At 62.1% G+C, this 15,378-nt stretch carries 13 protein-coding genes; 8 read left to right on the top strand and 5 right to left on the bottom strand.

The genetic code is table 11. From position 1 onward, the window contains the following. Positions 1-171 precede the first annotated feature (171 nt). Positions 172-2,457: a putative bifunctional diguanylate cyclase/phosphodiesterase gene (locus tag AC0VX3_RS00605; protein WP_475523105.1), complete on the top strand. Its 2,286-nt coding sequence runs from the start codon at positions 172-174 to the stop codon at positions 2,455-2,457. A 125-nt stretch (positions 2,458-2,582) separates the two neighbouring features. Here the strand turns inward: AC0VX3_RS00605 and preA are convergent, their stop codons facing one another. The 3 genes from preA to AC0VX3_RS00590 form a co-directional block, all read right to left on the bottom strand. Beyond that, the gene (gene preA, locus AC0VX3_RS00600) at positions 2,583-3,896 is read right to left on the bottom strand and encodes an NAD-dependent dihydropyrimidine dehydrogenase subunit PreA (protein WP_475523104.1); all 1,314 of its coding nucleotides are present in this window, start codon (positions 3,894-3,896) and stop codon (positions 2,583-2,585) included. Positions 3,897-3,940: 44 nt separating this feature from the next. Then, on the bottom strand, positions 3,941-5,287 hold the full coding sequence (locus AC0VX3_RS00595) for an NAD(P)-dependent oxidoreductase (protein WP_475523103.1): 1,347 nt from the start codon (positions 5,285-5,287) through the stop codon (positions 3,941-3,943). Between the two features lie 228 nt (positions 5,288-5,515). Then, positions 5,516-5,731: a hypothetical protein gene (locus AC0VX3_RS00590; RefSeq protein ID WP_475523102.1), complete on the bottom strand. Its 216-nt coding sequence runs from the start codon at positions 5,729-5,731 to the stop codon at positions 5,516-5,518. 431 nt (positions 5,732-6,162) lie between these two features. Between AC0VX3_RS00590 and AC0VX3_RS00585 the strand changes: the two genes are divergently transcribed. After that, positions 6,163-6,963 (top strand): creatininase family protein, encoded by an 801-nt coding sequence (locus AC0VX3_RS00585; protein WP_475523101.1) that lies wholly within the window; start codon positions 6,163-6,165, stop codon positions 6,961-6,963. A gap of 359 nt (positions 6,964-7,322) precedes the next feature. Here AC0VX3_RS00585 and AC0VX3_RS00580 read toward each other — a convergent pair whose 3' ends face one another. Further along, complete coding sequence (locus tag AC0VX3_RS00580) at positions 7,323-8,258, bottom strand: LysR family transcriptional regulator (RefSeq protein WP_475525259.1); 936 nt, start codon at positions 8,256-8,258, stop codon at positions 7,323-7,325. Positions 8,259-8,435: 177 nt separating this feature from the next. On the opposite strand from AC0VX3_RS00580, the gene AC0VX3_RS00575 reads away from it, so the two are divergent. The 6 genes from AC0VX3_RS00575 to AC0VX3_RS00550 all read left to right on the top strand — a co-directional run bounded on the left by AC0VX3_RS00575 (position 8,436) and on the right by AC0VX3_RS00550 (position 14,577). Continuing rightward, positions 8,436-9,446 carry an ABC transporter substrate-binding protein gene (locus AC0VX3_RS00575; RefSeq protein ID WP_475523100.1) on the top strand — a complete coding sequence of 337 codons (1,011 nt, stop codon included), beginning with the start codon at positions 8,436-8,438 and terminating at the stop codon, positions 9,444-9,446. Between the two features lie 154 nt (positions 9,447-9,600). Next, a complete protein-coding gene (locus tag AC0VX3_RS00570; RefSeq protein WP_475525258.1) occupies positions 9,601-10,359 on the top strand; it encodes an ABC transporter ATP-binding protein in 759 nt (252 codons plus the stop codon). Positions 10,360-10,361: 2 nt separating this feature from the next. Further along, positions 10,362-11,279, top strand: a complete 918-nt coding sequence (locus AC0VX3_RS00565) for an ABC transporter permease (protein WP_475523099.1) — start codon at positions 10,362-10,364, stop codon at positions 11,277-11,279. Then, positions 11,279-12,583 (top strand): cytosine deaminase, encoded by a 1,305-nt coding sequence (locus AC0VX3_RS00560; RefSeq protein ID WP_475523098.1) that lies wholly within the window; start codon positions 11,279-11,281, stop codon positions 12,581-12,583. The genes AC0VX3_RS00565 and AC0VX3_RS00560 overlap by 1 nt, the downstream gene beginning before the upstream one ends. Positions 12,584-12,585: 2 nt before the next feature. Then, positions 12,586-13,992 carry an FAD-binding oxidoreductase gene (locus tag AC0VX3_RS00555; protein ID WP_475523097.1) on the top strand — a complete coding sequence of 469 codons (1,407 nt, stop codon included), beginning with the start codon at positions 12,586-12,588 and terminating at the stop codon, positions 13,990-13,992. Between the two features lie 3 nt (positions 13,993-13,995). Beyond that, positions 13,996-14,577: an NAD(P)H-dependent oxidoreductase gene (locus AC0VX3_RS00550; protein ID WP_475523096.1), complete on the top strand. Its 582-nt coding sequence runs from the start codon at positions 13,996-13,998 to the stop codon at positions 14,575-14,577. A gap of 390 nt (positions 14,578-14,967) precedes the next feature. Here AC0VX3_RS00550 and AC0VX3_RS00545 read toward each other — a convergent pair whose 3' ends face one another. Further along, a complete protein-coding gene (locus AC0VX3_RS00545) occupies positions 14,968-15,372 on the bottom strand; it encodes a RidA family protein (protein WP_475525257.1) in 405 nt (134 codons plus the stop codon). Positions 15,373-15,378 lie beyond the last annotated feature (6 nt).

Raw genomic sequence — 15,378 nt, 5'->3', positions numbered from 1 at the left:
TGCGGCAAGGCGTGTCCGGAAACCTTCGGAACAAAGCTTCATCCAGAAATAGCAATGATTCTGATGCACGCATAAATGGCAATGGCCTCGTCAAGATTGCCGAGGGCAAAAAATTAAGCGTTTTTCGGGCAGAATAGCTGGCTTGCACCACTGACGGGCTTTGGAACTGACATGCGGGATCTGTCTGCCGGGACGGCAAAACTGGAACGGGATTTCGTTTCCGAAAAGAAAGCCGATCTTGAAACCGGCCGTTCGGCATCCGCAATCTTCGGATTTTCGTCCAGTCTCGTGGTTCTGTTGATGTTCTGCGCCGTCATTTTTTCCTTCGGCCTCGTTCTGTTCAAGATCGTCGTGGCTGAACGTGCGGCGGCGCAACGTGAAATCAGTTCGGTCAGCCGTGTCTTCGAAAACCACAAGTTGGCGCTTCTGAAGGAAATGGAGCGCTATGCCGCGTCCAATGCCGCCTATGTGCATATCGAAACCAGTCGTTCGGAGGCCTGGATCAAGGAACGTTTCGGCGTCGACATGGCGCTGGATTTTGTGCAGGACCAGACCGTGCTCGTTGATGGCGGCGGGGCGGTCATTTTTGCGGCAAATCATTCGGCCGCGAACATGCCGGACTATTACGTCCAGAAGATCGGCAGGCGGATAGAAGGGATCCTTGCGAAGATACGCGCCAATTACCTGGCCACTCTTGTCAGGTCCACGTCCGGCAGAATCCGGTTTGCCGGAAATTTGTCGGATGTTTCCGGTGTGAAAATTGTCGAAATCGATGGCACGCCGCACATCGTCACCGCATTCGCGATCGTGCCCGACCCGGGCGGGATCGAGATGGTGGAGGCGCCGCCAAACATCCTGGTGTCCACTTTCGCGATCGACGCGGCGCATCTGAACCAGTTGCTCGCCAACCTGTCGCTCGACAACCTGACTTTCAACAGACAGATCCCGGACGGAATGATCGGTGTTCCGCTCGCAAATGACGGCGGCACGGCTCTGGGATACCTCGCCTGGTATCCCGTGAGCAGGGCATCGGCGATCATCGTGTCCTCGATCCCCATTCTGGCCATCTCCCTTGGGGTCATCCTGGCGATGGCCATGATCGCGCTGCGGCAGAATGCCAGGGCCAAGCTCAGGCTCGCGCAAAGGGAACGGGAGGCACGATATGCGGCCAATCACGATTCCCTGACCGGTTGCGCCTCCCGCGCGTACCTGCACTCTGTCGCTGCGAAACGGCTTGCGCTGTGTGCTGAACGGGGCACGGGGGCGTGGCTCGTCTATATTGACGTCGACAATCTGAAACAGGTGAATGACATTCACGGGCACTCCGTCGGAGACCGTCTGATCATTGCGCAAGTCGAACGCATCCAGCAGTCGCTTGGACCCTATGATCTGCTCGGACGCATCGGCGGCGACGAATTCCTGATCCTGACGGAGCGGTGGGAGAGCGAGGCGGAAGCCCTGGCCGAGATCGAACAACTGTTCAGCGCTCTGCGCCGGCCGGTGGAAGCCGAGGGCAAGCGGATCGGCTCGTCCGCAAGTGCGGGGGTTGCAAGGTTCCCCGAGCACGGTAAGACGCTGATCGGCATGGTCCGCGCAGCTGATATTGCGCTTCAGCGCAGCAAGAAGGAACAGAAAAACACCTTTCGGATGTTCGATGAACGGATGGACGATTTCCTGCGCGAGCAACGCGAAATCAGTGTCGAACTCGATGCGGCCCTCAGGAACGAGGAGTTCGAGGTCTTCTACCAACCGATCGTGAAGGCCGGATCTGACGAGGTCGCGCTGTGCGAGGCCCTGATCCGATGGCGTCATCCGCGGCGCGGGCTTGTCTCGCCGGCCCTGTTCCTGCCCGTTGCCCAGGAAGCGGGGCTGATGCCGGAAATCGGCGCCTGGGTCCTGGACCGCGCGCTCCGCGATGCGGGCCAGTGGCAAACGGCGGGTATTTCGGTCAATGTCTGCACCAGCCAGATCCAGGCGCCGAAATTTGCCGAACAGGTTGGCGCCTTGCTGAGAAAACACGGGTATCCGCCGGACCGGCTGGTGCTGGAAATCACGGAAGATCTGCTTCTGGAGGAAAATCCGCTCACACAGGAGACCTTCCTGAAACTGCGTGACCTGAATGTCGGTTTGGCGATCGACGATTTCGGTACCGGCTATTGCAGCCTCAGCTACCTGCACAAGTTCAGGTTCGACAAGATGAAGATCGACCGGAGTTTTGTCTCACGCATCGGCCAGGATGAAGAGGCCGACCTGCTGGTTCGGTCCCTGCTGGGGCTGGCAAAGGTGATGGGCATGAAGACCGTTGGAGAGGGCATCGAAACCGAAGCGCAAAAGGCGTTTCTGGTCGACGAAGGCTGTGACTATCTGCAGGGCTTCCTGTTCAGCAGGCCACAGCCGGTCGACGACCTGGACGTCCCGCGCCACACGCAGGTCGCGACCGGCTTGCGGGTGATTTGATCAAAGGTCCGGCCTGTGACCTCAACTGTGCCCCGACTGTGACCCCGACGGCCGGCGTTCGGAATGAAAAACGCAGGCAAGTTTAGAACCTGCCTGCGTTTCTTGTGACCGGTCCGATTGACCGCCTATTCGGCGGCTTGCCTTACGGCCATCGGATTGTTCGGATGGGAAGTCCAGTTGGCGTAGTCTTTCTCGACCGGCTTCTTCGTGCGCGGATCTATGCTGCCGGCGGCCATGGGGTCCAGGGTGATGCAATTCTCCACGGGGCAGACGTTGACGCAGAGATTGCAGCCGACGCATTCCTCGTCGATCACCTCGAACTTGCGGGCGCCGTCGACCATGCTGGTGATCGCCTGGTGGGACGTGTCCTCGCAGGCAATATGACAGCGGCCGCACTGGATACACAGATCCTGATCGATCTTCGCCTTGGCGATGTAGTTGAGGTTGAGATACTGCCAGTCGGTCACATTGGGCACGGCGGAGCCGACGAACTGGTCGACCGAGGTGTAGTTCTTCTCGTCCATCCAGTCGCTGAGACCGTCGATCATGTCCTGAACGACCTTGAAGCCGTAGGTCATGGCCGCCGTGCAGACCTGGACGGTGCCGGAGCCGAGCGCCATGAATTCCGCGGCGTCGCGCCACGTCGTGACGCCGCCGATGCCGGAGATCGGCAGGCCGTGGGTCGCCGGGTCACGCGCGATTTCAGCCACCATGTTGAGCGCGATCGGCTTGACGGCCGGACCGCAATAGCCGCCATGGGCGCCCTTGCCGTCGACCGTGGGCGCCGGAGCCATCATGTCGAGATCGACGCCGACGATCGAATTGATCGTGTTGATCAGCGAGACCGCGTCCGCCCCGCCGGCGCGGGCGGCCTGGGCAGGCTTGCGGACATCCGTGATGTTCGGGGTCAGCTTGACGATGCAGGGCATGCGCGAATGCTGTTTGACCCAGCGTGTGACCATCTCGATGTATTCGGGCACCTGTCCGACCGCGGAGCCCATGCCGCGTTCGCTCATGCCGTGCGGGCAGCCGAAATTGAGCTCGACCCCGTCCGCGCCGGTGTCCTCGACCTTGCGCAGGATGTCGATCCAGCTCTGTTCCTCGCACGGGACCATCAGCGAGACGACGAGTGCCCGGTCCGGCCAGTCCCGCTTGACCTGCTTGATCTCGCGCAGGTTCACTTCAAGCGGCCGGTCCGTGATCAGCTCGATGTTGTTGAGGCCGATCAGTTCCCGGTCCTTGCCGTGGATGGCGCCGTAGCGCGGTCCGTTGACATTGACGACCGCCGGGTCCTCGCCCAGCGTCTTCCAGACGACGCCGCCCCAGCCGGCCTTGAAGGCGCGGACGACATTGTATTCCTTGTCGGTCGGCGGCGCGGAGGCCAGCCAGAACGGGTTCGGCGATTTGATGCCGATGAAATCAGTACGCAAGTCAGCCATGGGAACTCTCCCTCAAAATACGGGGCGCCGAACGCCCGGTGGTATCAGGCGCTCAGGGCGGCGTTGATGCTTTCGGCGGCAATCTTTCCGTCCTCGACGGCGGCGACCGTCAGGTCTTCGCCGCCGGACACGCAATCGCCACCGGCCCACACATCCGAAAGGCTGGTCCTGCGGTCGGCATCGACCACGATGCGGCCCTTTTCCAGGTCCAGCGCCCCGCCGAGATCTGTCTGCACCAGCGTCTGGCCGACGGCCTTGAACACCATGTCCGCGGGCAGCGTGATGGTTTCTCCCGTCCCGGCAAGCATGCCGCTCCGGTCCTCGGTTCGTTCCAGCTCGACCGCGGTGACCGCGCCATTCGCGCTGACCAGCGCCTTCGGCTGCGCCCAGGTCACGATCCTGACACCATTGGTCTGGGCCAGATGCTGCTCATATTCCGAGGCGTTCATGCGGTCCTGGCCGCGGCGGTAGGCGATGGTCACATCCTCCGCGCCGAGCAGCCTTGTCTGAACCGCGATATCGACAGCGGTCATGCCGCCGCCGATCACGACGACACGGCGGCCGACAGGCAGCCGGGAGAGATCGGTTGCCTGACGCAGGTCGGAGATGTAGTCGACTGCATCGAGCGCGCCGCTCATGTCCTCGCCGTCGATGCCGAGCGCGTTGACCCCGCCCAGGCCGATGCCGAGGAAGACCGCGTCGTATTCGGCGCGCAGGCCGGCCAGATCAAGCGTGTCGCCCAGGCGCATCCCGGTTTTCAGCTCGATGCCGCCGATGGAGAGGATGAAGTCGGCTTCCCGGGCGGCGAAATCGTCGACCGACTTGTAGGACGCGATGCCGAATTCATTGAGGCCGCCGGCCTTGTCCCTGGCATCGAACAACGTGACATCGTGGCCGTGAACCGCCAGGCGGTGGGCACAGGAAAGCCCGGCCGGACCGGCGCCGACAACGGCGATCTTCCTGCCCGTCGGCGCGGCGCGGGTGAACGGCGTGGTGTCGTTTCCGGCCATGTAGTGATCGGTGGCGTAGCGCTGGAGTTCACCGATCTTCACCGGCTTGCCTTCCGCCACTTCGCGCACGCAGACCTGTTCGCACAGGGTCTCCGTCGGACAGACGCGGGCGCACATGCCCCCGAGGATGTTCTGTTCGAAGATCGTCTTCGCCGACCCGGTCGCGTTGCCGGTCGAGATCTGGCGGATGAATTGCGGAATGTCGATGCTGGTCGGGCAGGCCTGCATGCAGGGCGCATCGTAGCAAAAGTAGCAGCGGTCGGCTTCGACCCGTGCCTCATGCGGTTCCAGCAACGGGTGCAGGTCGCTGAAATTGTCAGCGTATGCGTCCTCAGGCAAGCGCCCGGCGGCAATATCGGGGCCGGCTTTGGTCTGGGTCATGGAGATCTCCGGAAGGTTGGCGATCGTTTTCTGGCGCGGCCGCCTTCGTTGGTCGAGGAAGCTCACACCGTCATTGGAAGAAAATTTGAACAGTTAGTCAAATTTTTTTTGGAATGATTATAAACTTGAGAAAAATGGTCATAAATAAAGATGCCGATAAAACAGCATCTTAATCGAAAAACATGCAATTGATGAAATTAGCGCCATGGCGCGGAATCCGGCTCTGGATCAGGCCAAACGCCGGAAATGCGTGCGGTTCGGGCGCATTGCGGACAGGCTCAGCACCACAAGCGTGGCCGGCCAGAAGACCGCGGCGACCAGATCCCCCATCAGCCGCAAAGGGTTGCCGGGCCGGCCGGCCCGGACCCTGGTCGAGGACACGATCAGATAGACAAGCGTGACGGCGCCATACATCACGGCTCCGGCGAAGAAAGCCAAAAACATGTCAGTCACCCATCTTCATGGTACCCGGGCCCATATGCCTCGGGTCGCGTCCTCTGCCCCGTGGTCTATCCCGCAACACATCTATGGAATAATTGTGACCGCTGCCCTCCCGCGCCTGTAAAGACCGGGTCAAGGCATCCGCTGCTGTGGAGGAATGGGGATAAGTTCCGCCGTGCCTGCCGGGCGAAGACCGGAATTTCGGGCCGGGGCAGGAGCGCGCCCGCCAGCAGCAGGGGGCGCCCCTGCCGCGGGTCCCGAGCCGCCGGATAACGCGGTAATTCCGCTGGTGAAGGATGTTGCGGCCATTGACGCGTGCTTTCGCCCGCACACAAAAAGGCATCGGCCTGCGGACATAATGATGCTTTTCATGTGCCGCTGACTTGCCTACGCCATCAAGACCGGATCGCGGGATGACGAATGGGGCGCAACAGATGACAAAGCAATTTTTCTGGAACGAACTGAATGCTGCGGATTTTGCCGGGCTCGATCCGGAGCGTGTCATTGCCATCCTGCCGACCGCTTCGACGGAACAGCATGGGCCCCACCTGCCGATCGCGACCGACGTGGCCATTGCGGACGGCATGCTGGCTGAAACGCGCAGGCAGCTTCCGGACGACCTCGACATTCTGGTGCTGCCCGTCCAGGAAATCGGCAAGGCGAACGAGCACAAATACGGACCGGGCACTCTGTCCTTCGGTGCCGAGCTGCTGATTCCGATGTGGACCGCCATCGGTCAGAAAGTCTTCGAGGCGGGCATCCGCAAGATGGTGATCGTCAATTCGCACGGCGGCAACACGGACATCATCAGCATTGTCTCCCGGGAACTGCGCGTCCGGTTCGACATGGCGGTCCTGGTGACCCATTGGGGACGATTCGGCCATCCGGACGGTCTCATCTCTGCTCACGAATCCAAATTCGGCATTCACGGCGGCGAGGTCGAGACGTTGCTGATGCTCCATTTCCGCCCGGAACTGGTGCGGATGGACAAGGCGGAAAACTTCGTGTCCAAGGCCGAGGACATGCTGAAACGGTCGAACTACATTCAGCCGACCCCTCCGCACGCCCTGGCCTGGATCGCCCACGACCTCAATCCGGCCGGTGTGGCCGGCGATGCGTCGAAGGGCACGGCGGAGAAGGGGGCGGTGATCAGCGCGTATCAGGCGGGTCGCTTTCTGGAAATGCTGCGCGATTTCGCCAATTACCCGCTGACCGATCTGTACCGTCCGGACTGATCTTTCTCGCGCGCACCCGGCTCGGTCCAGCGCCGTCGCCTCTCCGCTCCCCCGGCATTTGGTTTCCCCGGCCTTGCGCCCCTGAAGTTTGCTTCCCCGGCCTTGCGCCCCAAAGTTTGCTTCCCCGGCCTTGCGCCCCAAAGTTTGCTCCCCCGGCCTTGCGCCCCAAAGTTTGCTTCCCCGGCCTTGCGCCCCAAAGTTTGCTCCCCCGGCCTTGCGCCGGGGTCTCTGGGCAAGCCTTGGGGCAGGTCCCGGATCAGGTCCGGGACGGCGCGGAGGAACGGTTTGGTCTCCGGCTGCACAGCACTGTCCGGGAAGCTAAGTGCCGGTGCCGGAAGCGTTCCGCCGGCGAGGAGGTGTCAAACCGGCAGGCTGCCCTCTTTCTGCAGTTCCTCCACCTGGGCGACGAGTTCCTGAATCAGGAATTCGATGAACAGGCTCGTCGCCGCATCCGCCGAGGCGCGTGCGCGGGTGAACAGCTTCATCGGCTGATGCTGGCCCCGCGCCGCGTTCAGCGGGCGGAACACAAGCTCGCCCCGCCGGCATTCCGCGATCACGTCGAGTGGATTGAGCAGACTGATGCCGATGCCGCGCCGGACCAACTGGCGGACGGTTTCTGACGAATTCGTCTCCAGGACGGGTTCTACCGGGATCGGGACGGACGACAGCACGAGATTGATCACATCGCGCAGGCTGGTGCCCGACTGGGCCAGAACCAGACGTTCCTGAACGACGTCGACCAGGTCGACCGGCCCGGTTTTCTGCGCCAGCCTGTGGTCGGGGGGGAACACCGCGCCGATCGGGATGTCGAAGGTCGCCAGCGTGCGCAGACCGGGCGTCGTTGCGATGTTGAAGCCGAGACCGATATCGACCTCGCCGGTGAGGACCGGATTGACCGTCGTCGTGCCGCCGTCGCTGCGCAGCTTGATGTGGACACGCGGGTTCTTCTCGATGAATTTGGAGATGATTTCCGGCAGCGGGCCCGAGGCGAGCCCGACCGTCGTCGACAGCGACACCTGCCCCGCCTGCGGCATCTTGAGCGCCCGTATCCGGGTTTCCAGCCGCGCATAGTCTTTCAGGACGCTGCGGATATGTTCCACGCAAAGCTCTCCCGCTGCGGTGAGGCGCAGGCCGCGCGGCAGCCGCTCGAACAGCGGAACCCCGAATTCCTCTTCCAGCGCAAGGACCTGGCGGTTGATGGCCGAGGAGGACACGTTGAGACGGTCTGCCGCTTTGCGGATCGATCCGGCGCGTGCAATCTCGTCAAGGTAGATCAGCTTGCGCGAGTGGAGCAGGGCCAAGGTGTGCCTCCTTTTTGAGCATGTGGCATAATTGAACGCCAGAAAAGGCAGAGATAACAAAAAGGCATCGCTGCGGGCGAATTTTGATGCTTTTCAACGCGCACTACAAGAGCTCAACTAAAGCTGAAAATATGCGGTTTCAAGGCAATTTGCTTTACTGGAGGGTATCAAATGACAGTTTTCCCATCCGCGAAGACACTTCTCGCGGCTGTTCTTCTCACCGGGACCGCTGCTTCCCACGCAGTCGCCCTGGACGAGGTGACCTACGGCACCAACTGGCAGGCGCAGGCCGAGCACGGCGGTTTCTATCAGGCCGTTGCCGATGGCACCTACGAAAAACACGGCCTCAAGGTCACGATCGCGCCGGGCGGGCCGCAGGCCGCCAATGACGCGCTGCTGATCTCGGGCAAGATTGATTTCTACATGGGCGGAACCCTGAAGGGCTTCGACTACGTCAAGCAGGGCATTCCGCTGATCAATGTCGCCAGCATGTTCCAGAAGGATCCGCAGATCCTGACCGCGCATCCGGATCAGGGCATCGACACGTTCGAGGATCTTGCCAAGCTCGAAACCATCTACATGGGCAAGGACGGATACGTCACCTACTTCGAATGGATGAAGAAGAACTTCGAGGGGTTCTCCGACGCCCAGTTCAAGCCCTACACATACAACCCGGCGCCATTCATCATCAATCCCAAGGCGGGGCAGCAGGGCTACCTGACTTCCGAACCCTATGAGATCGAGAAACAGGCCGGCTGGGCACCGAAAGTGTTTCTCCTGGCAGATGCGGGGTGGACCCCCTATTCGACGATGATCACCACGTCGAAGGCTCTGGTCGCTGAAAACCCGGACCTGGTGCAGCGGTTCGTCGATGCCTCCGTCGAAGGCTGGTACAACTACCTCTACGGCGACAACGCCGCCGCCAACGACCTGATCAAGGCGGACAACCCGGAAATGACCGACGGTCAGCTCGCCTATTCGCTGGAAAAGATGAAGGAATACGGCATCGTCGATTCCGGCGACACCCTCGAAAAAGGCATCGGCTGCATGACCGACGCGCATTTCAAGCAGTTTTTCGACACGCTGGCGTCGATCGGTGTCGTGGAGGCTTCCCTGGATTATTCGAAGTCCTACACGACGGAATTCGTCTGCAAGGGTGTCGGTCTCGACCTGAAGAAGTAAGATAGCCCTGACGTACAGACAATCCGCTCCGCGCTTGCGTGCGGGGCGGCCGCCTCCAGATACAGAGTTCAGTATGGCCAAAGCCGAACAGGGCAGCACACACGCCGGCGCACCGGCGGCCCGCAGTCCCAGATCTTCCCGTCCGCTTGTCGCCATGGACACTGTTTCAAAGGTCTTCTCCAACGGCACAGTTGCGCTCTCGGGCATGTCGATGACCGTCCGTCCGGGAGAATTCATCAGCCTGCTGGGCCCCTCCGGCTGCGGCAAGTCGACTGCTCTCAGGATCATCGCCGGTCTCGGCGGCATCTCCGAAGGCGCCATCGACTGGCCGAGTTTCAGGATCAACGCGCGCGGCCTGCCCGATGGCGACATCGGTTTTGTGTTCCAGGAACCGACGCTGATGCCCTGGCAGACCGTCTTCGGCAACGTCTACCTGCCGCTGCGCCTCAAGGGCATGTCGAAGAAGGCGGCGGCCGGCCGCATCGGAGCGGCGCTGGAAAGCGTCGGCCTCAAGGATTTTCACAAGGCCTATCCGCGGGAACTGTCGGGCGGCATGAAAATGCGCGTGTCCATCGCCCGTGCCCTTGTGACGGAACCCAAGCTGCTGCTGATGGACGAACCGTTCGCGGCCCTCGACGAGATTACCCGCCAGAAACTGAACGACGATGTTCTGGACCTTTGGAAAACAACCGGGATCACGGTGATCTTCGTGACCCATTCGGTCTACGAGTCGGCCTATCTGGCCAACCGGATCGTGGTGATGAAGGCCCGCCCGGGCCGTGTCCATGCGGATTTTCCGCTGCACACGAGTCTTGAAAGGGATGCCGAATACCGCGTCTCCGAAGAATACCGTCAGGCTTGCGCAGAGGTCTCCGGCATGCTGTCCGAAGCCATGGGAGGCGAGGAGCAATGACGATGTCTTCCACCACTGAAACGGCCGATCGCGTGCCGGCAGGCGGGGCGGCCGGCACCGGCCAGGAACCGGTCCGCGCCCGCATCCCGGCAGCCGTCAAGCTGCCGACGAAGGAGAGCGCCGCCGCGGCCAAGCGCCGGGACCGCGTCCTCACCATTCTCGTGCCTCTGTGTGTGATCGGTGTACTGATCGGGCTCTGGCAGGTCATGGTCACGGTCAACGAGATCCCGCATTACATCCTGCCGGGTCCGGGGCTTGTGCTGAATTCGCTGCTGACCGACTGGCCCGTACTTCTGCCCGCCTTGTGGGTGACGACAAAAATCACGCTGGCCTCCCTGGCCCTGGCGCTGATCGGCGGCGGGGGCATGGCGATCCTCCTCGTCCAGTCGCGCTGGATCGAGACCGCGCTTTATCCCATCACGGTGATCCTGCAGGTCACGCCGATCATCGCGGTCGCGCCGCTCATCCTGATCTATGCGCCGACGACCCAGTCTGCGCTGCTGATCTGCGCGTTCGTGGTCGCCTTCTTCCCGATCCTGTCCAACATGGTCCAGGGCCTGAAAAGCGTCGATCACAATCTTCTCAACCTGTTCGAGCTTTATGGCGCATCGCGCTGGCAGACGCTGATCTACCTGAAGCTGCCGGCATCCCTGCCCTATTTCATGACCGGGCTCAGGATCGGCGGCGGACTCGCGCTGATCGCCGCTGTCGTTGCCGAATTCGCCGCCGGATCCGCCGGGGCGGGCTCGGGTCTTGCCTTCCGTCTTCTTGAATCCCAGTTCCGTCTCAATATTTCCCGCCTGTTCGCCGCGCTCTTCCTCCTGGCCAGTCTGGGCGTGGTGATCTTCGCGATGACGTCCTTCATTTCCTGGTGGACGCTGCATCGCTGGCACGAAAGCAGCCTGAAGCGGGAGAACTGATGGTGCTGGACCTTCCCACAAGCGACAGGTTCGCGCTGCGCGCCGCGACCCTTCCCGCAGCCGTGGTGCCCGGATTTTCCGGTCCGACGGCAAACGGGCTCTGCAGCGCGGATCTCATCGTTGCGCAAGGAAGGATCGAGGCGGTGCTTGCCGCCGGCACGGCGCCTGCCGGGATCGAGGGGCCGGACCTTCGGCACAAGATGGTCTGGCCCTGCTTTGCCGACATGCACACCCATATCGACAAGGGTCATATCTGGGACCGCGAGCCCAACCGGACCGGTGATTTCGAAGGGGCGCTGGCGGCGGTGCGGAGCGACCGGGAAGCCAGCTGGACGGCGGACGATGTCAAGACGCGCATGGAGTTCTCGCTGCGCTGCGCCTATGCCCATGGCACCGGCCTGCTGCGCACCCATATCGACAGTCTTGCGCCCCAGCACCGGATCTCGTTCGAGGTGTTCCGCGACATGCGCGCGCGCTGGAAAGACCGGATTGCTCTGCAGGCGGTGGCGCTGTTCCCGATCGACGCTCTGGACGATGAAGCCTATTTCGCCGACCTGGTCTCGGTGGTTTCCGCGAGTGGTGCCTTGCTGGGCGGCGTCACCTATCCGATGCCGGATCTCGACCGGCGGCTGGATGTCCTGTTCCGGACAGCATCGGACAACGGGCTCGATCTCGATCTCCATGTCGACGAAACCCAGGATCGGAATGTCCTGACGCTGCGCGCGATCGCCGAGGCCAAGCTGCGCAACAGGTTTGAGGGCGCCGTCACCGTCGGCCATTGCTGTTCGCTGGCGCGCCAGGACGACAGCACGGCGGAGGCCACGATCGGCAAGGTCGCAGAAGCCGGCCTTTCCGTGGTCTCGCTGCCGATGTGCAACATGTATCTCCAGGACCGTCAGCCGGGGCGCACGCCGCGCTCGCGCGGCATCACCCTGCTGCACGAGTTGAAAGCGGCCGGCGTGCCGGTGGCTGTCGCCTCGGACAACACCCGTGATCCGTTCTATGCCTACGGCGATCTCGACATGGTGGAAGTGCTGCGCGAAGCCGTCCGGATCGCGCATCTGGACCATCCTCTCGATGACGCGGCCACGGTTGTCACGTCGCTGCCGGCCGATATCCTGAAGGTGCCGGAGGCCGGGCGCATCGCGGCCGGGCTGTCCGCCGATCTGGTCATCTTCAACGCCCGAAGCTGGAGCGAATTTCTGTCCCGTCCGCAGGCGGACCGCATCGTGATGCGGAATGGCATGGGCATCGACCGCCGCCTGCCGGATTATTGTGAACTTGACCCGCTGATGAGAGGCTGATCATGGCCGACTACGAGAAGATCAAGGCCGAACTCGACGGCATCGCCGTGGAAGACAATCCGCGGCTGGTACAGGCCAAAAGCCGGGATTTCTACTGGTATTCCCCGATCCTGAAGAACCAGCTCGACAATGTCACCGGCGATCTTCTGGTCTCTCCGAAGGATGAAGGCGAGGTGATCCGCGTGCTCAGGACCGCCTTCGCCCATGGCGTCCCGGTCACGCCGCGCGGTGCGGGCACCGGCAATTACGGTCAGGCGATGCCGCTCTCCGGAGGCATCGTGCTCGACATGTCGAAGATGGACGCGGTCAAGGAAATCGCGCCGGGCCGCGTTGTCTGCGGACCGGGCATCGTGCTGGCGAAACTCGACAGGCAGACGAAGGAACACTCCGGGCAGGAGCTCCGGTTTCATCCATCCACGGCCCAGACGGCAACAATCGGCGGGTTCATTGCCGGCGGGTCCGGCGGTGTCGGGTCCGTGCATTGGGGCGGCCTCCGGGATCTCGGCAACATCCTGCGCTTGCGCATCGTCACGATGGAGGCGGAGCCCCGCGTGATCGAGCTGTCCGCCTGGGACCTGCAGAAGGTCAGCCACGCCTATGGCACCAACGGCATCATCACGGAAGTCGAGATGCCGCTGACGACCGCCTATGACTGGGTCGACGTCATTGTCGGCCATGACACCTTCATGGATGCAGTGGTCTTTTCCGACAGGCTGGCACGCAGCAACGGCCTGTTGCTGAAGGAAGTGGCTCCGATTTCAGCGCCGATTCCGTTCGACTATTTCACGCGGCACAAGCCCTGGCTGAAGGAAGGCGAGGCGGTCACCGTGCTGATGGTGGCACCGCATTCCATGCCTTCGGTGCTGGCCCTGGCCGAGCGGATGAAGGGCGAGATCCGCTTCCGCTCCGACGAAGTCGAGAGCATGAAGGGCATTCCCCACGCCTATGAGCTGGCCTGGAACCACACCACGCTCAGGGCGCTCAAGTTCGACAATTCCTTCACCTATCTTCAGACCCAGTATCCGGGTCCGGATCATGTGGAGCTGGTGCGCAAGATGACCGAAATGTTCCCGGGCGAAATCTTCGGCCACCTGGAATTCCTGCGTTTCGACGGCCAGGTCCAGTGCTCCGGCCTGCCGCTGGTCCGCTACACCACCGAGGAACGGCTGGAGGAAATCATCCGCCTTCATGAGGACAACGGCTGCCGGATCTTCAATCCGCACCGCTATACGCTGGAGGAAGGCGGCATGAAGCAGACCGACCAGGTGCAGCTCGCCTTCAAGAAGGAGACCGATCCGAGGGGCCTGCTCAATCCGGGCAAGATGATCGCCTGGGACAATCCGGATTTCGATTTCAATTCGGGCAAGAATTACCTGTTTCCGGGCCTTCAGGCCTTTGCCGAGGCATAATCCATGCGTGTACTGGTTGTTCACTCCCATCCGCAGGAGCAAAGCTTCGGCCGGGCGCTGTATCACAGGACCTGTGAAGGCCTTGAAAAGGCGGGCCATGAGGTCGACGGCTGCAATCTCTACGAGGAAGGCTTCGACCCGGTCCTGTCGGCGCACGACCGGCACATCTATCATGACGTTCCGGAAAACCGGCAACGGGTCGACGCCTATTGCGAGCGCCTCAAGGCCGCCGAAGGTCTGGTGATCTGCACACCGGTGTGGAACTTCGGCTTCCCCGCCATGCTGAAAGGCTATTTCGACCGGGTCTGGCTGCCGGGCGTGTCCTTTGATCTGGAAGACGGCAAGCTGACGCCCACTCTGCGCCACATCAAAAAGCTCGCGGCGGTCATGACCTATGGCGGCAGCCGGTGGCGGGCCTTCCTGGTCGGCGACCCGCCGCGCAAGATTGTCACAAGGGTCGTCCGCGCGCAGATCAAACTCGGCGCCCCCGTCAGGTACCTTGCCCATTACGACATGAACAACGCGACGCCGCAGACAACCGGCGCGTTTCTGGACAAGGTCGGGCGGGAGATGGAGCGGTTCTGAGAGAGCGGTTCTGTTTCAACGCGCCAGCGCAGCAAGACCGCAAAACGCTGATTGGCCAGAAGCTTGCGTCTCGGTCATCAGAGCGACCCCAGGTAAAATGTTAGGCCGTGGTGCCTGAGCGAATCCGGTTCGGCCTTCCCCGCCTCCGAGCGGGGATCCAATCCACTTCGGAGCCTGTTGCGATGGACACATCCTCCGCGCCCTGCCGCTCTGGAAAAGATTGGATCCCCGATCAAGTCGGGGAAGGCCACGAGGGGCGGCCAACTTGATGTGACTGGAAACGCGGGGACCGGATCTGCGTGAGCATGGCCGGGGTGGGACGCGTTTTGCGCAGCCGGATCTCTGTCCCGGATGAGTTTTCTGCACCAGCCGCAAGCTTGTCTCACCCGGTTAAAAAACCTTCGCGGCTGTCACTTCCACCTCGACCAGAAACTCCGCGCGGGTGAAACCGCCGACGATGAGCAGGGTCGACACCGGTTTGAGCGCACCGGTGTAGCGGTCGCGGACGGCCATATAGGCCGGGAAATCTTCCCGTTTGGTGACGAAACCGGAGATCCGGATGACGTCCTCGAACCCCATGCCGGCCTCTTCCAGAATGGCGCCGATGGCCTCGAAGCAGATTTCGGCCTGTGCCGAGACGTTCGGCGGGATGGTGTCGTCTGGCCGAATGCCAAGCTGGCCTGACGTGACCAGCAGGCTGGCGTCTGCCGGCACCAGAAGACCGTGGTTATAGTCCCCGAAGGGCGCACGCACGGAAGGCGGATTGAAAACTGTCTTGTCGTGGGGACCGGCCATGGTCAC

Source organism: Roseibium sp. QJM3NY_11 (assembly GCF_056173175.1).
The sequence above is the reverse complement of the archived record's forward strand: the minus strand, read 5'-3'. Positions and strand labels throughout refer to the sequence as shown.